This window comes from Flagellimonas aequoris, assembly GCF_003584165.1.
Taxonomy (GTDB): domain Bacteria; phylum Bacteroidota; class Bacteroidia; order Flavobacteriales; family Flavobacteriaceae; genus Flagellimonas; species Flagellimonas aequoris.
Genome location: NZ_QXFJ01000019.1, coordinates 79,659 through 104,760 on the forward strand (window position 1 = coordinate 79,659; position 25,102 = coordinate 104,760).

Below are 25,102 nucleotides of genomic sequence, written 5' to 3' on the forward strand. Positions count from 1 at the left end.
CCATCAAAGATTGGTAAACTCTGTCTTTGGATTTCTATTGACTCGGAATGGTCTATCCTCACGACCACTTCTGCCGATTTGCTTCAAAAAGTGTTTGCAATTCAACCGATTTGTTATTTTCTATTTATTTCAAGGATAAATTGCAGAAAAGCAAAATTGACTGGTTGATAAATAGAAATTCGATAAAGGTTTCTTTACATTTAAGAATCAGAAAATAATGATGAAGATGGAAAACCAATTTGATGCCATTGTAATTGGATCGGGTATATCGGGAGGTTGGGCAGCCAAAGAACTTTGCGAAAAAGGATTGAAAACCTTGGTGTTGGAAAGGGGAAGGGATGTCAGGCACATAAAGGATTACCCGACCATGACCATGAACCCTTGGGATTTTGAACACAGGGGAAGGATGACCAAAGCATTTTACCAAGAAAACCCCTTGATTACAAAGGCCTCTGGCTATGGAGAGGACACGACACATTTTTTTATAAAGGATGCCGACCATCCCTATGTCCAGGAAAAACCGTTCGATTGGATTCGGGGCTATCAAGTGGGCGGAAAGTCCTTGATCTGGGGTAGGGCCTGCCAGCGTTGGAGCGATTACGAGTTCAAGGCACCAAAAAAATATGGTTATGGCATAGAATGGCCCATTGGTTATGATGATGTTGCCTCTTGGTATTCCCATGTAGAAAAATTCATCGGTGTTTGTGGCAATGATGATGGCATTGAAGCTATGCCCGACGGTGAATTTTTACCCCCTTTTGAATTGAATTGTGTTGAGGAACATATGCAAGCCACACTCAAAGAACATTTTCCAGGTAGACATTTGGTACAAGGAAGATGGGCCCATTTGAGTGAACCCGAACAAGTCCATTTAGATCAGGGTAGGGGAAAGTGTCAATGTAGGAACTTGTGCATGCGTGGTTGCCCGTTTGGTGGATATTTTAGTTCCAATTCATCTACATTGCCTTGGGCAGAAAAAACAGGAAACCTCACCATAAGACCATTTTCAGTGGTCCATTCCATCGTATATGATGAAGCGTCAGGGAAAGCATCCGGGGTAAAGGTAATTGATACGAATACAAAAGAAGAGATAGTCTATAATGCCCGGATCATATTCGTAAATGCATCGGCACTAAACTCAAACCTGATTCTACTCAATTCAAAATCGGAACGCTTTCCGAATGGTTTGGGCAATGACCATGACGTATTGGGGAGGTATGTCAGTTTTCATAACTATAGGGCAGGGGCCGGTGGAGCGATTAAAGGCTTTGAGGACCACTATTATTATGGTTCACGACCTTCGGAATGCATCATAGCCAACTATCGTAATTTAAAAGAACAGGACACTGATTTTGTGGGAGGGTATACCATTTTTACCGGAGCTTATCGCAATAGAGCAGAGGAAGTTCCTGAAGATGCCCCTCAACTTGGGGCGGACTTCAAGCACAGGCTCAGCAAGCCGGGCGACTGGCGAATCTATATGTACATGCAAGGAGAAACCATTCCGAAACCTTCGAATAGGGTATATCTAAGCGAAGACAAAACCGATGATTGGGGTATTCCTTTGTTGGTGACCGATGTGGGGTACGATGAAAATGATGAAAAAATGGTCGTCGATTTTCTGGAGGAAAGCCAGAAAATGCTTGAACAAATGGGCTGTACCGACCTGTATTCCTATGACAGCAAACAGGCACCTGGTCTGGACATCCACGAAATGGGCGGTGTACGAATGGGCAAAGACCCCAAAACTTCATTGTTGAACGAGTTCAACCAAATGCACCAGTGCAAGAATGTGTTTGTAACCGATGGAGCCTGCATGACCAGTACGGGCAATCAAAGTCCTTCCATTCTCTACATGGCACTCACGGCACGTGCGGCCAACTATGCAGCGGAACAGTTCAAAAATAACGTATTGTAATAAAGAAAACATCTGAATATGGACAAGAAAGTGGGCGTTGGATTAATCGGTTCACAATTTATTTCTAGTATACATGCCGATGCATTGAGTAGGGTGGCCGATGCGGAAATCCTTGCTGTGATGTCACCTACAAAAGGGCATGCCAAAAGTTTTGCGGAAAGGTTCCATATCCCCAATCATTTTACGGATCTGGATGATATGCTAGCCATGCCCGGTATTGATATGGTCGTGGTCGGCGCTCCCAATTACCTACATTGCGAGATAACACTGAAGATAGCCAAGGCAGGTAAACATGTGGTCGTAGAAAAACCGTTGTGCATGAATTTGGAAGAGGCGGATTTAATGATCGAAGCCTGCAAACAGGCCAACGTAAAGCTCATGTATGCCGAGGAGTTGTGCTTCGCCCCAAAATATGTTCGCATGAAGGCCCTGCTGGATGAGGGGGCTTTGGGAAAACCAACGCTCTTCAAACAATCGGAAAAACATGATGGTCCCCATGCCGATCACTTTTGGGATGTTGAACGATCAGGTGGCGGAGTGACCATGGATATGGGATGCCACGCCATTCAATTTTTTAGATGGTTGCATCCGGGAAGGGCCATCAAATCGGTGTATGCACAAATGATGACCAGTGTACATACCGATAAAACCATAGGAGAGGATAATTCCATTGTGATCATGGAATTTGATGACGGTGTTGTGGGGATAATGGAAGAAAGTTGGACCAAGCTGGGAGGTATGGACGACAAGGCCGAAATTCATGGAACGGGGGGCGTGGCTTATGCCGATCTATTACAAGGCAATTCCATACAAACCTATAGCACAAAGGGCGTTGGATATGCCGTAGAGAAAGCCGGGAATACTATCGGGTGGAGCTATACCATGTACGAGGAAAGCTGGAATTATGGTTTTCCCCAAGAGTTTGAACATTTTGTGGATTGTGTCAAAAATGACAAACAACCTTTGGTGACGGGCGAGGACGGAAAGGCAGTTCTGGAGGTGATTTATGCAGCCTATGAATCGGCAGGTACTGGAAGAAAAGTAATGTTACCTTTCAAACCCAATGTGGATAAACCCTATAAATTATGGAAGAAGTAAAAAAGGCCATCATAAGTTAAACGAATCAAAAATGGAAAGAAGAGAAGCGTTAAAACTAACAGCCACTGTCTTGGGAGGCAGTATCATAGGATCCCAATTATTTTTATCGGGCTGTGCCGCCCCGCCCAAGAAAAGATCGGAATTGATCGTTGATACCGATGTGCCCTTACTTGATGAAATTGGTGAGACCATTCTACCCGATACCGATATATCGCCCGGGGCAAAGGCCGCCCATATTGGAAATTTCATGCAAACCATGGTCAATGACTGTTATGACCAAGAAGAGGCTACTCTCTTTATTAATGGATTGGAAACCATAGAAGAGCAGTCCATCGAAGCATACGGTCATGGGTTTGTTGACCTTTCAAAGGAACAAAGACTGGAACTTTTGACCAAGTTTGATCAAGAGGCACAACAACATAAACTATTGGAAAAACCGCATTTCTTCGGGATGATGAAAGAGTTGACCATTTGGGGCTATTTCACTTCTAAACCGGGAGCCACTCAGGCTCTTCGGTATAATCCCGTTCCTGGCCGATATGAGGGCTGCATTCCCTATAACGGTGAAAAAGCTTGGGCATAATGGATATACAGATTTTTGGGGACTATGAACAAATGAGTGCCTTTGCGGCCGATATTGTTCTTGGGGAACTGGAAAAGAAGGGAACCCTTACAATCTGTGCCGCTACCGGTAATTCACCTACAGGAATGTATGGACTATTGGCTCAAGCCTACAAAGACCGACCTGAAATTTTCAATGGTCTACACATTCTAAAACTGGATGAATGGGGTGGACTTGCGGCAGATCGTCCCGGTTCTTGTGAGTACTATCTACGTCAACATCTTCTTGAACCCCTTAAAATCCCGAATGGGAGATATACGGGATTCACGCCCAATCCCAAAAATCCCGAGAATGAATGTGAAAGAATTCAGCATATCATGGAAAGCGGGGAGCCTATCGATTTATGTGTTTTGGGTTTGGGTAAAAATGGACATATTGGATTCAACGAACCTGCCGAAATGCTTCAACCCTTTTGCCATGTGGCCCAACTTTCCGAAGCATCCAAAGGGCATGGTATGGTGGAAAATATGGACCAAAAACCGGAGTATGGTATGACCCTGGGGATGCAAAATATCCTCACTGCCAAACGGATTCTTTTATTGATTTGTGGTGCTGGAAAGGATGATGCCATTGCAATGCTGAAGAAAAAAATGATCACGCCACAATTCCCAGTTACTTTTCTGTGGCTTCATCCCCATGTTGATTGTTTATTGGTGGAGAATGTCCGTTGAATTATTGATCATTCACAGATTGTAATGGGGCTGCTTGTCAATGTAACTTTTGAACTACTTCGACGGATTTGAGTCAATAAATTTTAAATAGGGAAGTGCCAATTATCTGCAATAGGTGCTGATATACTGGTCTGTGAAAATATAGGACTTATTGTAATCCACGAGAAACCTTCCTGTCTTGAACTGGCAATCAAAACTGAGCACATCGCCTTCCTTGATCTGGTTAAAATCCAAATTTGGCGTCTCGGTAGGGTTACAGGTAATGGGTTTCGAAAAATCTTCCAGTAAGTTTTTGGCAATGGTATTGGTCTCGCTTTTCAGTTCGTTCAAAAAATCCGATGATATGGATTGCTTTTCAAGAATCTCCCGGGAAACAAATTCAATATCACGACCAATGGCCTTTCCGGAACGGTAGATCAATCCATCCTCTATATTGAACTCCGTTTTAAAAAAGGTATGCACGTAGGCAATTTTCACAAAGTTCGGATCATCTTCAAAATTGGACTCCATATAAGAGGCACTTAATTTTGGCTCGGCACCTTTGGTCAAAAACGAATCAATGGGAACTTCACGCTTATCATACCAGATTTCGTGCTTCTGGTACTCGTACCCCTCGAACGATTCGCCGCGATCATCACGTTCGTCCATGCAACGAGCATACATGACCACTTCTTTTGCAACATAGTGAAAGCCATTTCGTTCCCTAAAAAAAGGTATTTTGTACTCATCTTTCAAAATCCACTTGCCTTGGTATTTGTAGCAGGGGTAGTAGCAGTCTTCGGGTAGTTCCTTTAGCTTGACATAAGGTTTTATATAATTGTTCTCAAAGCCCCAACGAAGCATTTCATAGCGCGTTTGTTCTGAAAGATCATCATCAGTTTCAACCTCATCGGTTTGTTTGGTGAATAGATATAGGGTTATCGCCAGACTGACCAATAAAACCCCGGATATCCACATAAACACCCGCTTGTCAAAAATGGAATTACCAGTACCGCTTGCTTGCTTCGATACTTTGCGACGAAGTTCATGAACATCCAAAAGCCTTTGCACATTTCGTAATGCCCGGGTCAGTTCACCTTCAGATGCCGTATTGTTGATCAATCTGGAAAATTGCGAATCACTATAGAATAAATCCCGTGCAATTTTGGAATTGCTCGTGGATTCAAAACTATTGTTCTCGGCATTGTAGCGTCCATAATGATGTTCAAGCTTTGAGATAAATTCTGCATGAATTTTATTTATCTCCTCTTCTTTACTCATTCAAGTCGGTTGAAAATTGGTAAAAATCGATAAAAATTATTGAAATATCAATAATATGATTGATTATTTATATAATTGTTAATCAAGCAAGCATAATAATATCAAAACAACAATCCTTGTTTTTTTGGTAGTTTTTACTCTAACTAATCAAACTTAAAACATTTAAAATGAAAATTAGACTTAAGCATGCATTTTTGCTACTTGCAGTCCTTTCCATTCAGTTTGCAATTTCTCAGAAAACAGTATCAGGAACCGTGACCGACGAAAATGGTATGCCATTGGTGGGGGTTTCCATTATTGAGAAAGGAACGACCAATGGAATTTCTACGGATTTTGATGGCAAGTATTCCATTACCGTTAAAGATGGGTCTTCTGAACTTATGTTCAGTTATATTGGTTTTACTCCAGTGACCAAGCTGGTGGGGACGGCAAGTACGTTGGACATTACTATGGTAGAGAGCGCAGAGGCGTTGGATGAGGTGGTCATTACTTCCCTAGGCTTTAAGGAGCGTAAGGATGACCTTGGGTATGCCAGTTCCACCGTTGGGGGAAACAAGATCAGTGAGGCCGGGGAGACCAATGTCCTGAACAGTCTTTCTGGAAAATCCTCCGGAGTACGCATCAGCAGAAATTCAAGTGATCCTGGTGCGGGTTCCTATATTCAAATTAGGGGATTGTCTTCCATAACAAGGAACAGCCAGCCCCTAATCATTGTGGATGGCGTTCCCATCAGTAATGATGTACGTGGAAACAGCGATAGTGGTGGCGTGAACCAAGAATCGAGGCTTAATGACATCAACCCCAATGACATTGAATCGATCACCATTCTTAAAGGTGCTTCGGCCGCAGCTTTGTGGGGTACACAGGCCTTGGGAGGGGTGATCAACATTACCACCAAAAGTGGCAAGTTCAACAGTAAACTTTCCGTAAGTTTAAAAAGTACGTATTCATATGATGAAATAAACAGAAAATACCCGTTGCAAGATAAATTTGGGCAAGGCGATAATGGCGTTTATGACCAAAGGGCCCGGGATTCTTGGGGAGATAAACTAGCTGACAGGTCAGGAGGATTGGACGAATTGGATACTTCCGGGGAGTTTTATATCGACCAGGCTGGCAATGTGTACTATCCGATTCTGACCAAAAATTCTAGGGAGACTTTCCATGATTCCAATTTTGATAAAATATTCAGCAATGGACATTTTTTTGAAAATAACCTTAGTTTGAGTGGAGGGAACCAAAAGAGTTCCATGTTCTTCAGTTTGGGGGATTTGAACCAACAGGGAATCATTAGGAACAATTCCGATTACAGAAGGACCACGGTACGGTTCAATGCAAGACAAAATTTTACCGATGCCATAAGTTTGAAGATCAGTTCTTCCTACTCCCGGACCAAATCCAATAGAATTGAAAAAGGGGCTAATAGTTCAGGACTCTACTTGGGCTTGTTGAGAAACCCGGTCGATTTTGATATCACAGGATATCGGGGGGATTATTTTGCCAACAATGATGCCACTCCCGTTTCCAATCGGCACCGATCGTATCGGGAGCCTTTGGGTGCAGATGGAACCGCTACGTATAACAATCCACTTTGGACCATCAATGAGCAGGAGAATTTGGCCAAGGTGGACCGTTTTATCACCAACGTGGAATTGACGGCGACCCCGAGCTCTTGGCTGACCTTGATTGCTAGAGTAGGGTTGGATCACTACAGCGAAAAAAGAAATGAATTTTTCACCCCTGGTTCTGCTTCGGGAGCGTTCAGCACGGGATACATCAGTCAAGAATTGGCAACCAATTCTATCTTCAACATGGATTATATTGCCAAGACCGCATTCAATTTCACTGATGACCTAAATGGGGATTTTCTTTTAGGTTTCAATTTTAATGATAAGTCAAGGGCCGTAAACGGTTACACAGGAACCAACTTTATACAGTTTTTGGATGTGGACAGTGGTATTCGTGATGTGGACAACATTTTGCCAGAGAACATTATTACCACCAGTACCCAAGGACATGAGCGGACAGTGGGCGTTTATTCATCTGCCTCCTTTTCCCTTTATGATATGCTCTTTTTGAATGCTACGGTTCGGGCGGAAACAGCCTCCACTTTTGGGGACGAGAACAACAAAGCCTTTATTTTTCCATCAACCTCCATAGCTTGGCAGTTTTCCCAACTGGAACCGTTTAAGGACAATAATACCTTTTCCTTTGGAAAATTAAGGGTCTCCTATGGTGAAGTAGGGGTACAGCCCGCGAGATACAATACCTCCAATGTATATGTTTCCCCCACCTTTGGGGATGCCTACGGAGGTGGACTCAATCTTGGATTGTTCGGAAATGGGGCCTTTGTGCCAAGTTCCAGTCGAGGGAATACCAATTTAAAACCGGAACGAAAAAAGGAAATCGAGTTGGGTGCGGACCTCCGTTTTTTCAGGGATAGATTGTCCTTGAGCGGCACCTACTTTTCCAACGTTACGGAAGATGTGTTGTTGGAATTCCCCCAAGCCAATTCCACTGGGTATACTTCCGTGTATACCAATGGGGCCGAAATAGAGAATAAGGGGTATGAATTGGATTTGGGATACCGCATCATCCAAACCAAGGATTTTACATGGTCTTTGGATGCCAACTTTACCCAGGTCAGGAACAAGGTAACAGATTTGGCAGGGATAGAATCCTTGAATCTGGGAGGGTTATCGGCCGTAAGCTCAAGAGCGGTGGAAGGGCAACCTTTGGGTGTGCTTTGGGGATCAAGAACACTCCGAAACGAAGATGGGTCCATTGTGTATGATGAATATGGTTTTCCGGAGCAGGACCAGCTAGAAGGTGTGATCGGCGACCCCAACCCAGATTGGCAGGGTTCCATTTCATCCACTTTTTCATATAAAAAGCTACGCTTGTCCGTATTGTTCGAAACCTATCAAGGAGCCGATATCTACGCAGGAACAAAATCGGTCATGCGTGACTTGGGAACATGGTCAGACACGGCGAACGAGATAACGGCTACCCGAAATTATTTTACTTGGGATGGGAACATCATCAACATTGGCGATACGTTCCGTGGAAATGTGGCCGATTTCGGAGCTGGCCCGGTAGCCCTCACGGAAGCATGGTATAATGGGGATGGAGGATTTTTCAGCAATGGAAATGATGAATTGTACATTGAAGATGGTTCTTGGACCCGTTTAAGGGAGCTGAGCCTCTCCTATCTTTTGGACAATCCCTGGTTGAAGAATTCCATTGGGCTTCAATCGGCGGAGTTCTCACTTACAGGGCGTAACCTTTTTCTTTGGACAAAATTTGAGGGCAACGATCCCGATACCAACCTTTCCGGTATCAGTGCGGCTAGGGGGATTGAGTATTTCAACAACCCCAGTACCAAATCCTATTTGTTTAGCCTAACCCTAAACTTCTAATCAAAAAAATAAGACAATGAAAAGCTATATCTCCATTTTTATACTCTTTGCCTTATTGGCATCTTGTAGCAAATTGGTCGATGACCTTAATAATGACCCGAACAATCTCACAGAAAGTTCCTATGGAACTGTTTTAACGGGAACTGAAGTGGGCAACATTCTATTGCAAACCGGCGAAACGGCCCGAAGGGCGTCCATTTTTGCTGGTCAGTATACCGGAATCGATAGACAACACCTCGGGTTTTCCCAATACTCGGTGACCACCAGTGATTTTGATGCCCTTTGGAACGATGCCTACGTAAATGCCTTTAGAAATGCACTAATCGCCGAAGAAACGGCATTGAACGATGACATTGGCCCTGTAGCACAGGGGATATCCTTGGTGCTCCAGGCACAGATAGCTGGGACGATTGCTTCGCTTTATGGGGATATGCCCTTTGACGAAGCGGGGAATGTGGCCATAACCGATCCTATTTTTGAAGGACAGAAAACAGTCTACGGAAAAATCCAAAACACGTTGGATACTGCTATAACATTATTGGCGGAGGGTACCGGAAAACCAAGTGCTGGTTCAGATATTTATTTGGATGGCGATGCCAATGCGTGGATTGAGGTGGCCTATACCTTGAAGGCACGTTTTTATCTGCACACCAAAAATTATCAAAGTGCACTTGCCGCGGCCTCCAATGGCATCAGTTCCATGGACAACAGTTTGTATGGTCCTCATGGGACTGCTGCTGAAAACTCCAATTTAAACTATCAGTTTTTTGCTATCGAAGTACGTCAGGCAGATGTTGTGGTTTCAGATTTCATGGCCAGTCTGGTAGACCCGAATGTGGGGAATCCGATTCCATCCAATTACAGGGGAAATGCGAAAACGGATGAAACTGGCCGATATAACTTTTTGTTCACTACGAACAGTACGGGCATTCAGCCTAATATTTCCAATGGCTTTGCGGCACAGGACGCGCCTGCACCTCTGGTGACCTATGAAGAGAACCTGCTCATATTGGCAGAGGCAGGATTCAGGGTCAATGGGTTTGATACTGGTCTTTCCTATCTGAATGATTTTAGGGCATTCATGAACACAGGGGGATATCTTAGAAATATAGATCCGGCGCAAGTGCTTTATGAGCCCTATGTTTCCGCTGATTTTGAAACCGGTGGAATGGAAAATCCGGATAATATCAGTCAGAACAATGCCTTATTACGCGAAATTTTGGAAGAGCGCTATGTGACTCTTTTTGGACTGATTGAACCTTTCAACGACACCCGTAGAACATTGGGGGAAACAGTGGTAAGGGTTCCGATAACCCCAAATACCGGCAGCCAGTTGCCACAGCGATTTCTGTATCCGCAATCCGAAATAGATAGGAACACCAATGTTCCCGATCCCATTCCCAACTTTTTTGATAAAACCCCTGTTAACCAATAGTTACTACTTAGAACATGAAAATAAAACACATTAAAAGCATCTGTTTTTGGTTACTGGCATTGACTGTATTGGTGCCGACCAACCTCAATGCGCAAGAAGAAAAAGCCCCCGTTAAAATATTGTTTGTGGGGAACAGCTTCACCTATTTTTGGAACATGCCCCAGTTGGTAAGCGCCATGGCGGAAACACAAGGGGTCTCTATCCAAACATACCAATCAACTGTTGGGGGGAGCAATCTGGAACAACATTGGAAAGGGGAGAAGGGGACAAAGACCCGTGAATTACTTGAAAATAAAAAGTGGGACTATGTGGTTTTTGGAGACCATAGTTTGAGTACCATTGAAGCCCCGGAACGTTTTAAGGAGTATGGGACCAAGTTTGCGGAATTGGTCCGTTCCCAAGGAGCGGAGCCCATCTTTTATATGACATGGGCCTATAAATCCAATCCCTTGATGCAGGAAACCATTACCAAAGGTTATATGGACCTTGCTACAGAGCTCAACGCCAAAGTACTTCCGGTCGGCCCTGTATATATGAAAGCAAGAACTTTAAGGCCTGATTTAGAGTTCTATTTTGATGACAAACACCCATCGCCGGACGGGTCCTATTTAATAGCCCTTACCATAACAAAATTGCTTACCGGCAAATCTGTGGGTACTATCCCAGATCGTTTGACCACGGTAGACGGGAACGGTGAAAATCTGTACCTGTGCTTTGTATTGCCACCCACGGGGGATTTTTTGAGACAATTGGTAGAGGAAATGAATTTTGAATCCTTTAAAACCCAAAAATGAACTTTTTAAAAAAGCATATCTTTTTAGTGGCGGGACCCTTGGCTTTTCTGATACTGCAAGGCTTTAATCCCCCGACCGGGATGTCCGACAGTGCTTTCAGTATGTTGGGCATTACCTTATGGATGGCCATCTGGTGGGTTACCGAGGCCATTCCAATTGGGGTTACGGCCCTTTTACCGATCATATTGTTTCCGCTGACCGGGGCCGTCGAACTTTCGGAAACCACTGCCTCCTACGGGCATAAGTATATTTTTCTATACATGGGAGGATTTCTATTGGCTATTGCCATCGAGAAATGGAACCTACACAAGCGGATTGCCCTACATGTGATCCGGCTTATCGGAACCAACGTATCAAAGATTATTTTGGGCTTTATGGTAGCCACTGCTTTTCTGTCTATGTGGATATCCAATACGGCTACCTCGGTAATGATGCTACCCATAGGAATGTCCATTGTGGCACAATTGAAGGATAACCCTGCTACCATAGAGGATGAGAACTTGATTTTTGGTAAGGCATTGATGCTCGGTATTGCCTATAGTGCATCTATCGGAGGTATTGCCACCTTGATAGGAACCCCGCCAAATCTGGTTTTCGCTGGTTATGTGGAAGAGGTTTATGGCATAGAGATCACATTTTGGCAATGGGCCAAATGGGGACTTCCCATCGCCATTCCACTTTTGTTGATGGCTTGGATCTACCTTACCCGTTTCGCTTTCAAATTCAAGCAGAAAGAATTTCCTGGGGGAAGGGAGGAAATCAATCAATTGGTGAGGCAATTGGGACCTATGAAGAAAGAAGAAAAAATAGTTTTGGGCATCTTCATCCTTACTGCTTTTGCATGGATCGGCCGCTCGTTCATCCTACAACCATTGTTGCCAGCCATAGATGACACCATAATAGCCATGTGTGCGGGTATTTTGCTGTTCACCATTCAGGGAAGTGATAAAGAAGAACCCTTGATTACATGGGATGATGCAGTGAAATTACCATGGGGTATCATCCTATTGTTTGGTGGGGGTATGGCCCTGGCCTCAGGTTTTGAAACCACTGGCTTGGCGGCATGGCTGGGAAGCCAAATGAATCTTTTACAGGGACTGGCACTCATTGTGCTGGTTGTGGTCATCATTACCTCGGTGAATTTTATAACCGAAGTGACCTCCAATTTGGCAACCACAGCAATGTTGCTCCCCATTTTGGCACCTATTGCAGTAGGTTTGAACATCAACCCTTATATACTTATGGTAGCCACTACGGTTGCGGCATCCTGTGCCTTTATGCTACCAGTGGCAACTCCGCCCAATGCAGTGGTGTTCGGGTCGGGGTACCTAAAAATATCGGATATGGCCAAGAGCGGTATTTGGATGAACATTTTTTCCATAGTGTTCCTCACCCTCATGGTGTACTATTTGCTGCCCCTTATCTGGGATTTTCACCCAAGGGAGTTCAGCGCCTTTATCGTGAATAAAATTACCAAATGACAAACTAAAAATTAACGAACATGAAAAATCGTAAGAACCCAATATGGAACATAGCCGTTTTACTGTTGGTCCTATTTATTGGATGTAATGACGATGACGAAGGTAACGTACTGGATGATGGTACCTTGGTAATCCTTACGACCAATATCACCGAAACAAATTTTGAAACAACTGTGGAGGATGTTCCTGTGGATACTTCCATTGAGATTATTTTTTCACACAGTCTGGACACGGATGCCATTACATCTGCTTTGGATTTTGCATCGGGTTCCACAACTGTTGATTATGAGATAGGGTTTTCCAATACCAATTCAACCGTTACCTTGGTGCCAAGCATGTTGGATTATCAAACCAGTTACACCTTGTCATTGCCTGAAGGCATATATGGGGCCAATGGAGAGACATTGCAAAGTCCTTTTTCCATAAGTTTTACCACGGCAGCATTTGTACCACCTACTTTGACATTGTCCAGCGATGTTTCTGAATTGGAAGAAGATGGCCAAACAGCGACCATTATGGCAACTTTGAGCAAAGTGGCCAATAGCGATGTGACCGCCACCTTTGTTTTTGATGGAACGGCCACCAAAGATGATGACTATAGTATTTCGGGTGAAGAAAGCATCACCATCCCTCAAGGTAGTCTATCGGCTTCCATTTCCGTCACCACCATTTTGGATGGGGAAAATGAGGGTAATGAAATCATAGATGTTTCTTTGGATAATGTAACCAATGCTAGCGCCGGTTCCGAAGGCATATCCATAGCCATCATAGAACAATTACCAGCCCTTTCCTTAAAAGGGATTCTCGCACTCACCTGGGATGGTTCCGGAACCAATGATGGTAAGGCCATCCACTTAGTAGCCAATCAAGATATTGCAGATTTGAGCTTGTATGGCCTGGGGACTGCCAATAATGGTGGAGGAACCGATGGTAACGAGTTTGTATTGCCCGCCATTTCCGTCTCTGCTGGGGACGACATCCTTGTAGCTAGGGAAATAGAATTGATTTCTACATACTTTGGTGGATGCATCGGTGAGTTCGAACATGTGCTTCAGGCCGAATCGGCCATCAACCAAAACGGGGATGATGCCATTGAGCTTTTCCAAGGAGATGTTGTGATAGAAACCTATGGGGATATTGATGTGGATGGTACCGGACAGTCCTGGGAATATACAGGTTCATGGGCCTATAAGATTGATGGGGTCTGGACCACGGGAGGACTCGATTGTTCCATTGGCTCTAGCACATTGGACACTTCTGGTTGTCCATACCCCATTTGTTCCGAGGCACTCACCTTGCAAGGGGTGTTGGCATTGACATGGGATGGCAGTGGAACCAACGGGGGCAAGGCCCTTCATTTGAAAGCGAACAAGAATATCCCCGATTTGAGTATTTATGGTATTGGGGTGGCCAATAATGGCGGAGGTACCGATGGCATTGAGTTTACCTTTCCGGCCATTGCCGTTGAGGAAGGGGACGATAACCTACTTGCCCGGGAGCAAGCTACCATTGCGGCTTATTTTGGAGGCTGTATGGATTCTTTCGAACACATCATAGAAACCGAATCCATGAACCAAAATGGGGATGATGCCATTGAACTGTTCAATGGCGATACCGTGGTGGAGACCTATGGAGATGCCAATGTGGATGGAACAGGAGTAAGCTGGGAATACACGGGCAGTTGGGCCTATAAACTAGGTGGAACTTGGGTCGTGGGTGGATTGGATTGCGCTGCCGGCTCAACCACCACACAAGGATCAGCCTGCGTGTATCCGGTCTGTAATTAATGATGTTTAATAGATTATTCTCTAAAAGATGAACAAAAAGAATTTAATAAAGAGCATTCAACTGTTGCTTTTGAGCAGTATCGTCCTATGGTTTACCGCATGCACCAATGATGATGATGCTTCTGGGAACTTAAGTGTGATTTCCGTAAAACTGAACGATGCCCCTTTTGTGGATGATATGCAGGATGTTCCCGTGAACAGCACTTTTGAGATGGTTTTTTCCGCTATTTTGGACCCGGACAAATTTGAAAATGTATTTTTCATAACAGCAGGCTCGGAGAATGTACCCTATACATTGGAGTATCTGAATCAATCCACCAAGGTTTTGATCCATCTTGAGGATATGGCTGCCGCTACAGAACATATGATCGGTGTGGACTCTGGAAGCATTGGCATGGATGGGAAGGCATTGGTAAACAGTGTGACCTATTCTTTTACTACTGAAGATGGGAATACCAGTTCCAAAACCCCGTGTTTGAGTGCATCCGAAGATTGCATTCAGCAGCTAAGCTTTTTGGACAACGCGAGCGAACCATTATCCTTTGAGGTGTATGCCAATTATGATTTTGTGGACGACCCTGAATTTGTATATGACTTCATTGATAAAGTGGTGGTAGTGGTCCATGGTGCAGAGCGCAATGCCGATGAGTACTATGGTTACATGCTCAATTCCTTGAAAAGTATGGACAAGGAAAAGACCACACTGGTCATCGCACCTCATTTTCAGGATAATCTGACTGCTCCTACCGATGGTTTGGTCTGGAACGATTCTGGATGGAGAGAAGGAGCGGATGCCAGCAACACCAATTCATCCATCAGTTCTTTCACAGTTTTGGATACTTTGGTGAACCGTTTTTCCAATCTGGACAAGTTTCCAAACCTTAAGACCGTCCTTATCGCAGGTCACTCCTCGGGAGCTGCCTTTTCACAGCACTATGCCGTGGCGAATAAGGTTGAAGGTTCGCATCCGACCATTGATTTTCAACATGTAGTGGCCAATAACCAATATTTCTACTATCCGGATGGCCAACGGTATGATGAGGGTACGGGAACTTTTTATGAACCAACGGATTGTGTAGGATATACCTATTGGCCCTACGGAAGTGAATTTGCGGTTTCCTATCTCGATGGGGTGGATACCACTACTTTAACGGAGCAGCAGGTGTCCAGAAATACCATTTATTTTTTGGGGAGCGATGATACCTCCACCACAGGAACATTGAACACCACGGATTGTCAGGCAACCTTGTTGGGGTCCAATCGATTCAATAGGGGAGAGAACATGTTCCATTATATGGAAACCTTTTATTCCGGAAGCCATAACCATAGGAAAATTATCGTACCTAATGTGGCACATGATGCCAATGGCATTTTCAATTCACAAGAGTTTAAACAATTCATCATGGAATTTGATTAGGCATAACAAGCTTTCATAAAGCAATTCATTGGTTTGAGTTAGTTTAATTCAAAAAAGGCGCAACATTACCCAGTTGCGCCTTTTTACATTTCACCATAATGGGTTTCGGATAAGGCTTCCATATGTACATTAAGACAAACCAAAGATTATTTTGCCACCAGAGGTCAACAACCGCAGCAAAACGTAACGGTTAACCTTAAGTTAATTCTCTTTTTGCATTTTGATGACATTGTGATCTAGGGGTAATTCTACCTTTTCACCCTCCTATGTATAAAAGACATACTATGGATATATCCAAGGAGGATATCAAATGTGCTCGAAAGCTTTCTGGAGAGATGAACACGGATCAAGAGAGGTCGATGTTCGAGGTAAACTTACTGCTGGATGATGGTCTACGGGACCGCTTTCATGATTATAAGTTATTGTGGGAGTGCTATCCTAAACCCGATCTACCACTGAAAAAAAAACAATCCGGAAATCGGATAAGAGAAGCCATTTCCCCAAAACCATCGGGAAAAAGAATGTTTCTCCAAGACAGGATGAAAGTCATCTTGGCAGCAGCAGCGGTAGTCCTGATCGGTTTTTCCCTATACCTGTTTTCAATGGGTGATGCTTCCCGGTACACCAATCATATCATAGCCCAACAAGGGGAACGGAAACAGATCATATTGCCTGATGGCTCATCGATAACGATCAATTCCGGGTCTGAACTAAAATTTCCTGAAGTCTTTTCCAAGAACAGCAGGGAAGTTTGGTTGGAAGGGGAAGCGTATTTTGATATTTCCAAGGATGTTGACAGGCCCTTTCATGTAAACACCGATGGATTGACGGTCCAAGTTTTGGGAACAAAGTTCAATGTCAATACCAAAGGGAAAACAAAAACCGTGTCCTTGGAAAGCGGCAAGGTACAGGTCACTTTGAAGGATTCCGGCGATGAAATACGGTTGAGCCCCAATGAGGAACTGCAGCTGAATACAGAAACAGGTGAAGTGGTAAAACGCAATTTTGATGTATCCAAGACCACGGCCTGGAAAGACAATATTCTTCTGTTGGATGATATGCCCTTGGGCGATGCATTGATTCCCATCAATCAATTTTATGGAGTAGAGTTTACCATCTCGGATGATTTGGTCGCCAGCAAAAAAATCAGTGCCGCGTTCGAAGACCAAGACCTTGATCAGTTTATACAAACATTGGAGTTCATTGCCGATGTGAAGATTACCGCAATATCCCCAAAAAAATTTTCAATAGCCCCCCGCGATGAGAACTAAACATTCCCCAGAGTTGATGGATTTTAACAACATGACAGATGTAGAGCTGTTCCGCTTGATTCAGGAAAGGAACAAGGAGGCTTTGGAGACAGTTTTCAACAGGTACTATGAAAGCCTTTGTCGGTTTGGGCTTACCTACGAGTCAAAACTGGACATTGTTGAGGAGAAGGTGGCCGATGTTTTCATTCAATTATGGAACGGTTATGAGCGCATCCATGAGATTAGAAATCCCAAGCCATACCTCTATGTGGTGGCAAAGAACAAGTTGTTGGAGCCCGTGGCATACTCCCATCTTAAACAACCCTTGGAGTTTGGCCAGGAAAACCAACAAGCTTCAAGCCCGAGTATAGAACAGGAAATCATAGATCAGGAGCAAAGGGAATTCTATATAAAACGGATCAAGGATGTGCTGGACCAAATACCCAAAAAATCCCGGCAAATCTTTGAAATGAGCCGATTGGATGAGCTCAAATACAAGGAAATCTCAGAGATCTTGGGAGTTTCCATCAAGACGGTCGAAAACCATATGGCCATAGCCCTCAAGACCATTAGAAAGATGGTCATCAAGAACAAACAATATTAACCTCACAGCAAAATCTATGAAAAACTGAACAACAAACTTAGTAGAACCTTAAAAAATATCGAGAACCAATAATTAAACTACTCTTTAAGAAATGAAAAAATTAAACTTGTTAGCATTGCTACTGTGTCTTCCATTATTGGGTAGGGGAAGTAATGTCCCCATATCCGTATCCAATGTGGTGAATACACAAAACTTCGACATGATCAATCTTAACCTTAAAAGTGTTGCTCTGGAAAAGGTGTTCGACCTTATAGAGAAGCAAACCGGCCAAAGATTCATCTACGCTGCGGATGCCCAATCCTTGGATCAACGCATCAGTATAGACGTGAACAAAGGGAACCTGGAAAGTGTCCTGGAAGTCCTTAAAAACAAAGCCAACGTGGATTTCCGGGTTACGGAGCAAGGTGTTTTGGTGAAGTTCATCCAAGAAAAGCGAAAAATTTCAGGATCTGTAATCGATGAAGCGGGCAGTCCCATTCCAGGGGCCAACGTATTTGTTGAAGGAACCGATTACGGTACAGTGTCCGATTTTGATGGAAAGTTCACGATGGAAATCCCTTCCAATTTCAAGACACTTTCCATAACCTATATCGGATACAGAAGGCAGGACGTGAACATTGAAAATATGGACAACGTAACGGTCACCCTCATTGAAAGTGCGTCACAACTGGATGAAATCGTGGTGGTAGGGTATGGCACCGAGGCCAGAAGGAACATTACGGGTGCCATTGCTTCGGTTTCCCCCGAGGAAATCAATACCCAGCCTAAGGCCAATGTGGTGGAAATGTTGGATGGTCGTTTGCCCGGTGTACAGATCATGAGCGACAATTCTCCTGGTGGAGGAACCTCCATTCGTGTTAGGGGCTTTAGTACCATCAACAGTAACGACCCTTTGGTGATCGTGGATGGAATCCCTGCATCCAACGGTCTTAATGGGATCAATCCTTCAGATATTGAAACCATACAGGTCTTGAAGGATGCTGCCTCAGCTTCCATCTATGGGTCCCGTGCTGCCAATGGTGTTGTGATCATTACTACCAAAAAGGGATCGGACACCGGTGGGGAATATGTAGTGTCCTTTGACAGTTATGCAGGTCTTCAATCTTCCTACAATCTCCCAAGAATGCTCAATGCCCAGCAATATGGGGATCTATTGTGGCAAGCGACGATCAATGATGGGGGAACTCCTTCCCACGATATTTATGGGGACAATCCCGCACAGGCCACAATTCCACAATGGCTCAATGACGAACAGACCATCCCTAGCGCTGATGTAGATTGGGTAAAACAGATTTTGCAAACTGCTACTGTTCAATCTTATAACGTATCATTGGCAAAAGGGGATTCCAAAGGTCAGCACATGTTTTCGTTGGGGTATTACAATCAGGAAGGTTTGATCAAATACACAGGCTTTGAAAGGTATTCGGCAAGGTTCAATTCTTCCTATAACATTGGCGATTTCTTGACCATTGGTGAAAACTTTACGGCCAATTATAAGGAGCAGGTTTCCATAGGTACCAATAGTGCTTTGGGGAGTATTGTCTTGAGTGCCATGCAGTTTCCATCCATTGTCCCAGTGAAGGACATCAATGGGGAATATGCCGGTAACCCACTCAACGATACCCAAAACCCCATGGGCCAGTTGTATCGTAACAAGGACAACAAGCAGAAACGGGTTCAGGCTTTGGGGAATGTATATGCCAATCTTTACATCAAGGATTTCACGTTTAAGACTTCTTTTGGTTTGGATTACCAGAATTATAACATCAGGAGTTTTTCACCTACGTTTAATGAAATTCTTTCCACCAACAACACCAACTCGTTATCCACTTCCAATAGCTTCAACTACCAATTCTCCTTTACCAATACACTAAACTATAAAAAACAGTTTGGAGCCCACAATGTGGATGTGTTAGTAGGACAAGAGGCCATCGAATACAATTATGAAGGTTTTGGTGCTTCGGTAAGCGAATTCCTGTACGAGGATGAAAACTTTAGGTACTTGAGTTTTGGAACCGAGAACATGCTCAATTCCGGTAACGCATCCGGATGGTCACTTAACTCTTACTTCGGAAGGTTGAACTACAACTATGATGAAAAGTATCTTTTTACGGCAACCGTTAGACGTGATGGTAGCTCAAGGTTCAATGAAGATAACCGTTGGGGAACATTCCCTGCATTCTCTTTGGGATGGAGGTTGGACCGCGAGGACTTTTTTAATCCAGATGGAATTGTCTCTTCTCTGCTTTTGAGAGGAAGCTGGGGGCAAACGGGTAACCAGGATATTTCCAATTATGCCACTGTGGATAGTTACCGGAACAACAATGCGAATTCCAACTACGCCATCGATGGTGCCCAAGAGTCTGTCTACATTGGACTTACCCAATCCAGGATTCCAAATCCCGATTTGAAATGGGAGACCACGACCCAGACCTCCATTGGGGTGGATATGGGACTTTTAAAAGATCACCTGAACATTACTGCTGACTACTACATCAAGAAAACCGATGACATCTTGGTGTACAACACTGTTCCATTGACCTATGGGGGTACCAATGACGGGCAGTGGGTGAACGATGGAAAAATGAAGAACAACGGATTTGAATTGAACGTCAACTATAATGACAAAGTGGGTGATTTGGGATATCAGATCGGTCTTAACCTTACCGGATCCAAAAACGAGTTGACGGAGTTGAACACTTCCGATTATTTGGGCATTCCAAGTTCATCCTTGCACAGTGTAAACTTTGACCAGGAAATATCAAGGAGTGCGGTAGGCCAGCCTATTGCCTCGTTCTATGGCTATGTGGCCGAAGGATTGTTCCAAAGTCAGGCTGAGGTGGATAGTTATGGACTGCAGCCCAATGCCCAACCCGGTGATATCAAGTTCAAGGATGTGGATGGCGATGGTGATGTGGATGCCGACGACAGGACGTTTATTGGTTCCCCTCACCCCGATGTCATGTTGGGTCTTAATCTACAGTTCAACTATAAGAATTTTGATTTAGGCCTTTTCTTTAATGGAAGCTTTGGCAATGACACCTATAATTTTACCAAGTACAAGAACCATTTCTTCAACCAAGCAGCTTACAACAAGGAGAATGTTTTATTGGATGCTTGGTCCGAAAACAACACCGATTCCAGCATTCCACGTCTATCCCTGGACGACCCTAACAACAACATTAGACCTTCCAGCTATTATGTGGAGAATGGATCATATGTTCGGTTGACCAATGCGCAATTGGGATACAACGTTAGCCCAGAATTGCTTGGTGGCCTCAAATTGAGAATATATGCCCAAGCAAGCAACTTGTTCACCATAACCGATTATAGTGGGATGAACCCCCAAGTGGGCCTTCAAAACTACTCGGGTAGCAATAGAAACCTCGACATTGGAATCGATCGTGGATTGTATCCTCCGAGCAGGACTTTTGTGATCGGATGTAACCTTAAACTCTAAAAAAAGCCATGAAAAACATGTTGAAAATAAAATCAAAATATATGATGGTAGGTGCTACCGTGGCACTTACGCTCTTGGGATCTTGTTCCAAGGATTATTTGGAGGAGGTCACCTTTGGTGAAGTTTCCCCTTCGGAAATGACCAAAGCCGAAAACGTTGAAAAAGCCATTATTTCGGCCTATAGCGTACTTAATGGACAAATCGATGGGGCCAGCAATGCCTACAATTCCCCAGCTTCCAATTGGAGCTTCGGCGATGTGGTTTCGGATGATTGTTACAAAGGTGGAGGCGGAACCGGGGACCAAAACCAGATTCATCAAATGGAACTTTACAACACTTCCCCGACCACCTATGATGTGCAACGAAAGTGGATGGCCTTGTACGAAGGAGTGAAAAGGACCAATGAGGCTATGAAACTGTTGAATGCCTCCGAGGACTTTGATGCATCCCTAAAGACCCAAAGAACTGCGGAACTTAGATTTTTACGAGGTCATTATTACTTTGAACTCAAGAAGATCTACAACCAGATTCCGTACATCGATGAGACGGCCGAAACGGTTTCCGATTATGCCCGTTCCAACACCGAGTTCACTTCGGAACAACTATGGGGCAAGATAGAGGATGACTTCCAAGCGGCCTATGACGTGTTGCCCAATACCCAAGAAGAAGTGGGAAGACCTACCAAATTGGCCGCCATGGCGTATTTAGCAAAGACGTATCTGTTCCAGGATAAATGGCAACAGGCCTATGATGCCACCACCTTGGTAATGGGAGGAAGTTATGGACTTATGGATGATTTCCAATCGGTGTTTTTGCCTGAAAATGATAACGGACAAGAAGTGATCTTTGCGGTACAATACTCTGTAAATGATGGACAATCCAGTAATTATAATGGAAGTATAGGTGACCGATTGACAGCTCCCGGGGGACCGTTTTACTCCCAATATGGTTTTCACCGTCCCTCCCAAAATTTGGTAAATGCGTTCAAGACCGATGCCAGTGGATTGCCAATGGAAGACAATGTTGATGTTACCGACACCGATTCTGTAGATCCAAGATTGGATATCACTGTGGGCCGACCAGGCATTCCCTACAAGGATTTGGATATTCTTTACGAGGATACTTGGGCCCGTGATTTGGCCACTTACGGACCATTTGGTCCTAAAAAGCGAATTCTGTCTGCAAATTCCCCTTACCATGTAACGGTTTGGCCTTATGTGGATGCGTTGAACTACTATATCATACGATATGCTGAAGTGTTGTTATGGAGGGCCGAGGCAGCTGTGGAACTGGGTAGTCTGGAGGAAGCACGTGGCTTGGTGAACCAAATCCGTGAACGTGCTGCCAATTCCCAATACGTTCAAACCTTGGACGGTGCCACAGATGCGGCCAATTACAATATCGGCACCTATGATACTACTTGGACCGATCCTGCCGATGCCAGGGACAAAGTACGTATGGAAACCCGTCTGGAACTGGCCATGGAAGGACACCGCTTCTTCAATTTGGTACGTTGGGGGATTGCCAAGGATGTGATCGATGATTACCTCTCGGTTGAAAAAACAAGGAGGAGCCATTTGACCAATGCCGCTTTCACCGCTGGCAAAAATGAGTACTGGCCCATTCCACAGGAATATATTGACAGTGTGGATGATGGTTTGGTGACCCAGAACAACGGTTATTAATCAGGAAATTAAATACAGGGCAACTCCAACACATACCGGAGTTGCCCTTTTTTATTCAAGATGATGAAAAAACTTCTCCTCTTTTCATTGGTTTTTGGCCTTTCAATAATTTCAATGGCCCAGACCAAGCAGCAAGACCAAAAATATCCGAACAAGACCTTGAAAGGATTGCAGGATAAGAACTTCTATTTGTTTTCCGCTATCATGGATGACCAAAAAGTCAGTCAGCTTTTACGGGAAGATAAAATTTTAAAAGATTTTGCCCTGGGAAGACAAACCACTGTACAGGATGTACCTCCAAAAAGTGTTACCGAGGTTGTTACACCTTTTTTATGGAGCGAACAAAAAATCCAAACCGTTGGGAAACGACTGGTGGAAGTGTCCAAGGACAATGCAGCATTTTCAAGTTTTATTCAGAAGCTAAGAAAGTCCCATAGCTATGCCCATTTTGAAGATTATCCCGATGATAAATTTCTTTACAAAGCTTGGGAGTTGTGCGCCAAAGGACTGGATACGGTTCTAGAAGTTTATGGAACCGGTAAAAAGCCTTTTTACAAGAATATTGATTCTGTATCCTTTGATGTAAGATCCAAGCAATATGTTTATGCCGTTTCCATTTTGGGACAACAGGCAGAGCAAGATGCAAGAGAAACAAACTTGTTTTTCCAACCTAGCTTGAATCTTTCCCTTTCACTATTGTATGCCAACCACAAGGATGAAGCCGTACGCTATGACCCCTTGGACCAAAAAGAAAATGCCAAGGCCATACAAGCTATCAAAACAATCGATTTTGGGGCTTATGACTATGCTTCCATTGTTGTTTTAGGCGGTGGGCCTGAAAACTATAGGGACAAACTCTCCATTGCAGGGAAAATCAATCTTCAATTGGCCATAAAGGAATACCGAGAAAATAAGGCCCCGTTCATTATAGTATCCGGTGGTCATGTTCATCCCTATATGACCCCTTATTGTGAGGCGGTGGAAATGAAGAGGGAATTGATGGAGGAATATGCGGTGCCAGAAGAACGCATCATTATTGAACCCTATGCCAGGCATACCACCACCAATATGCGGAATGCCACACGGTTGATGATTGAATACGGTATTCCTATCGATAAAAAGAGTCTGATGGTAACCAATCCCGCACATAGTGCCTATGTTGAAGGAGATTATTTCAAGGAACGATGCGAAAAAGAACTGGGATACCAACCTGTGGAGCTACACTCTAGATTGTCTCCATCCACCTTGGAATTTACGGGAAACAAAGTTTCCACACATCAAAATCCCTATCAACCTTTAGACCCTTGATGGGATTTGGAAATAGAGCATTTTAGTTGGAATGAATCAAAGTTGAGTGAGTTTGTTTGTTTAATTGGAAAGGGCGCAGTGATTTTTTGATACTGCGCCTTTTATGTGGTCGGAAATTATGATGCCAGAATATTGTGTCTTCCCAAACATCCTTTGATCGCTTATAAATTGACATTTGTCAAGTTCATCAAAATTACCGCACTGCCGGAAGTGGTTAATCACTTCAAAATGCTATTTTTGGGAAACGCTTTACTCCTCGTCAGAAATTTCATTTAAAGCATGATTGCCAAACCAAACCCCGAAAAAAACCTTTTCGTCCTTTTTTATCTCAATTCCATTTATCCACTCGGACCTGGTATAAAATCATATCTGTCCGGCAAAATCAAGAGCTGTTCTTTTGGTAAGAATGAGATGATCAGCAAAAAAGGGGAAGTATGTGATAAATTGTACTTTATCAAAACCGGTATGGTGAGGGGATATTTTAAAAGCGACTCCACAGAGATCACCACATGGATCGATAGCGAGAATGAAGTTTTTACCTCCATAACCGGTTTTTTCAGGAACGTGCCTACCAAAGAATACATTCAAAGCCTTGAGGAAACCCACTGTGATTACTTGGAGTATGAGGACTACAAATATTGCCTCAATAATTTCTCCGAAATGCGGCAAATCTACAGAATACTACTCGAAGAATATTATATATTGGCGGAACATAGGGTGTACTTGGCCAGAATTCCCAATGCCAAGAAACGCTTGAACTTTTTTATAGAAAATCTCAATCCGCACATCATCAATAGGATACCTAAGAAATACTTGGCTTCTTACTTGGCAATGAGACCGGAAACCCTATCCCGGTTACTGGCGGAAAAGAAAATTACTTCTTAGTTTTTCTT

At 43.8% G+C, this 25,102-nt stretch carries 17 protein-coding genes; 16 read left to right on the forward strand and 1 reads right to left on the reverse strand.

What is annotated here, in order from left to right:
• Positions 1 to 226 precede the first annotated feature (226 nt).
• The 4 genes from D2U88_RS08620 to D2U88_RS08635 are packed head-to-tail and all read left to right on the forward strand — an operon-like array spanning position 227 to position 4,309.
• A complete protein-coding gene (locus D2U88_RS08620) occupies positions 227 to 1,918 on the forward strand; it encodes a GMC oxidoreductase (protein WP_119639975.1) in 1,692 nt (563 codons plus the stop codon).
• Between the two features lie 18 nt (positions 1,919 to 1,936).
• Complete coding sequence (locus tag D2U88_RS08625; protein ID WP_119639956.1) at positions 1,937 to 3,016, forward strand: Gfo/Idh/MocA family protein; 1,080 nt, start codon at positions 1,937 to 1,939, stop codon at positions 3,014 to 3,016.
• 31 nt (positions 3,017 to 3,047) lie between these two features.
• Positions 3,048 to 3,599: a gluconate 2-dehydrogenase subunit 3 family protein gene (locus D2U88_RS08630; RefSeq protein WP_119639976.1), complete on the forward strand. Its 552-nt coding sequence runs from the start codon at positions 3,048 to 3,050 to the stop codon at positions 3,597 to 3,599.
• Positions 3,599 to 4,309, forward strand: coding sequence for a galactosamine-6-phosphate isomerase (locus D2U88_RS08635; RefSeq protein WP_119639957.1), 711 nt, complete (start codon positions 3,599 to 3,601; stop codon positions 4,307 to 4,309). The genes D2U88_RS08630 and D2U88_RS08635 overlap by 1 nt, the downstream gene beginning before the upstream one ends.
• Before the next feature lie 102 nt (positions 4,310 to 4,411).
• Here the strand turns inward: D2U88_RS08635 and D2U88_RS08640 are convergent, their stop codons facing one another.
• Positions 4,412 to 5,569 (reverse strand): hypothetical protein, encoded by a 1,158-nt coding sequence (locus tag D2U88_RS08640; RefSeq protein ID WP_182859147.1) that lies wholly within the window; start codon positions 5,567 to 5,569, stop codon positions 4,412 to 4,414.
• A gap of 167 nt (positions 5,570 to 5,736) precedes the next feature.
• Here D2U88_RS08640 and D2U88_RS08645 point away from each other — a divergent pair, with 167 nt between their 5' ends.
• From D2U88_RS08645 to D2U88_RS08700, 12 genes are all read left to right on the forward strand, one after another.
• Complete coding sequence (locus tag D2U88_RS08645; protein ID WP_119639958.1) at positions 5,737 to 8,988, forward strand: SusC/RagA family TonB-linked outer membrane protein; 3,252 nt, start codon at positions 5,737 to 5,739, stop codon at positions 8,986 to 8,988.
• 16 nt (positions 8,989 to 9,004) lie between these two features.
• The gene (locus D2U88_RS08650; RefSeq protein WP_119639959.1) at positions 9,005 to 10,423 is read left to right on the forward strand and encodes a SusD/RagB family nutrient-binding outer membrane lipoprotein; all 1,419 of its coding nucleotides are present in this window, start codon (positions 9,005 to 9,007) and stop codon (positions 10,421 to 10,423) included.
• Positions 10,424 to 10,437: 14 nt separating this feature from the next.
• Positions 10,438 to 11,217 (forward strand): SGNH/GDSL hydrolase family protein, encoded by a 780-nt coding sequence (locus tag D2U88_RS08655; protein WP_119639960.1) that lies wholly within the window; start codon positions 10,438 to 10,440, stop codon positions 11,215 to 11,217.
• Positions 11,214 to 12,698, forward strand: coding sequence for an SLC13 family permease (locus tag D2U88_RS08660; protein ID WP_119639961.1), 1,485 nt, complete (start codon positions 11,214 to 11,216; stop codon positions 12,696 to 12,698). The genes D2U88_RS08655 and D2U88_RS08660 overlap by 4 nt, the downstream gene beginning before the upstream one ends.
• Before the next feature lie 20 nt (positions 12,699 to 12,718).
• Positions 12,719 to 14,485 (forward strand): Ig-like domain-containing protein, encoded by a 1,767-nt coding sequence (locus tag D2U88_RS08665; RefSeq protein WP_119639962.1) that lies wholly within the window; start codon positions 12,719 to 12,721, stop codon positions 14,483 to 14,485.
• Positions 14,486 to 14,513: 28 nt separating this feature from the next.
• Entirely contained in the window at positions 14,514 to 15,902 is a 1,389-nt protein-coding gene (locus D2U88_RS08670) for a hypothetical protein (RefSeq protein ID WP_119639963.1), read from the forward strand.
• A 284-nt stretch (positions 15,903 to 16,186) separates the two neighbouring features.
• Positions 16,187 to 17,173, forward strand: coding sequence for a FecR family protein (locus D2U88_RS08675; protein WP_182859149.1), 987 nt, complete (start codon positions 16,187 to 16,189; stop codon positions 17,171 to 17,173).
• Positions 17,163 to 17,756, forward strand: coding sequence for an RNA polymerase sigma factor (locus D2U88_RS08680; RefSeq protein ID WP_119639965.1), 594 nt, complete (start codon positions 17,163 to 17,165; stop codon positions 17,754 to 17,756). Before D2U88_RS08675 ends, D2U88_RS08680 begins: the two co-directional genes overlap by 11 nt.
• Before the next feature lie 91 nt (positions 17,757 to 17,847).
• Complete coding sequence (locus D2U88_RS08685) at positions 17,848 to 21,216, forward strand: SusC/RagA family TonB-linked outer membrane protein (protein WP_119639966.1); 3,369 nt, start codon at positions 17,848 to 17,850, stop codon at positions 21,214 to 21,216.
• An 8-nt stretch (positions 21,217 to 21,224) separates the two neighbouring features.
• The gene (locus tag D2U88_RS08690) at positions 21,225 to 22,901 is read left to right on the forward strand and encodes a RagB/SusD family nutrient uptake outer membrane protein (protein ID WP_119639967.1); all 1,677 of its coding nucleotides are present in this window, start codon (positions 21,225 to 21,227) and stop codon (positions 22,899 to 22,901) included.
• Between the two features lie 63 nt (positions 22,902 to 22,964).
• Positions 22,965 to 24,209, forward strand: a complete 1,245-nt coding sequence (locus tag D2U88_RS08695; protein ID WP_182859151.1) for a YdcF family protein — start codon at positions 22,965 to 22,967, stop codon at positions 24,207 to 24,209.
• 279 nt (positions 24,210 to 24,488) lie between these two features.
• Positions 24,489 to 25,094: a Crp/Fnr family transcriptional regulator gene (locus tag D2U88_RS08700; RefSeq protein WP_119639969.1), complete on the forward strand. Its 606-nt coding sequence runs from the start codon at positions 24,489 to 24,491 to the stop codon at positions 25,092 to 25,094.
• Positions 25,095 to 25,102 lie beyond the last annotated feature (8 nt).

What these genes read in the sequence shown, in the direction of transcription:
- D2U88_RS08665 (WP_119639962.1), top strand. Translation starts at nt 12,719, where the DNA reads ATGAAAAATCGTAAGAACCCAATATGGAACATAGCCGTTTTACTGTTG.
- D2U88_RS08635 (WP_119639957.1), top strand. Translation starts at nt 3,599, where the DNA reads ATGGATATACAGATTTTTGGGGACTATGAACAAATGAGTGCCTTTGCG.
- D2U88_RS08620 (WP_119639975.1), top strand. Translation starts at nt 227, where the DNA reads ATGGAAAACCAATTTGATGCCATTGTAATTGGATCGGGTATATCGGGA.
- D2U88_RS08700 (WP_119639969.1), top strand. Translation starts at nt 24,489, where the DNA reads ATGATTGCCAAACCAAACCCCGAAAAAAACCTTTTCGTCCTTTTTTAT.
- D2U88_RS08685 (WP_119639966.1), top strand. Translation starts at nt 17,848, where the DNA reads ATGAAAAAATTAAACTTGTTAGCATTGCTACTGTGTCTTCCATTATTG.
- D2U88_RS08690 (WP_119639967.1), top strand. Translation starts at nt 21,225, where the DNA reads ATGAAAAACATGTTGAAAATAAAATCAAAATATATGATGGTAGGTGCT.
- D2U88_RS08640 (WP_182859147.1), bottom strand. Translation starts at nt 5,569, where the DNA reads ATGAGTAAAGAAGAGGAGATAAATAAAATTCATGCAGAATTTATCTCA.
- D2U88_RS08675 (WP_182859149.1), top strand. Translation starts at nt 16,187, where the DNA reads ATGGATATATCCAAGGAGGATATCAAATGTGCTCGAAAGCTTTCTGGA.
- D2U88_RS08660 (WP_119639961.1), top strand. Translation starts at nt 11,214, where the DNA reads ATGAACTTTTTAAAAAAGCATATCTTTTTAGTGGCGGGACCCTTGGCT.
- D2U88_RS08670 (WP_119639963.1), top strand. Translation starts at nt 14,514, where the DNA reads ATGAACAAAAAGAATTTAATAAAGAGCATTCAACTGTTGCTTTTGAGC.
- D2U88_RS08625 (WP_119639956.1), top strand. Translation starts at nt 1,937, where the DNA reads ATGGACAAGAAAGTGGGCGTTGGATTAATCGGTTCACAATTTATTTCT.
- D2U88_RS08655 (WP_119639960.1), top strand. Translation starts at nt 10,438, where the DNA reads ATGAAAATAAAACACATTAAAAGCATCTGTTTTTGGTTACTGGCATTG.
- D2U88_RS08650 (WP_119639959.1), top strand. Translation starts at nt 9,005, where the DNA reads ATGAAAAGCTATATCTCCATTTTTATACTCTTTGCCTTATTGGCATCT.
- D2U88_RS08695 (WP_182859151.1), top strand. Translation starts at nt 22,965, where the DNA reads ATGAAAAAACTTCTCCTCTTTTCATTGGTTTTTGGCCTTTCAATAATT.
- D2U88_RS08630 (WP_119639976.1), top strand. Translation starts at nt 3,048, where the DNA reads ATGGAAAGAAGAGAAGCGTTAAAACTAACAGCCACTGTCTTGGGAGGC.
- D2U88_RS08645 (WP_119639958.1), top strand. Translation starts at nt 5,737, where the DNA reads ATGAAAATTAGACTTAAGCATGCATTTTTGCTACTTGCAGTCCTTTCC.
- D2U88_RS08680 (WP_119639965.1), top strand. Translation starts at nt 17,163, where the DNA reads ATGAGAACTAAACATTCCCCAGAGTTGATGGATTTTAACAACATGACA.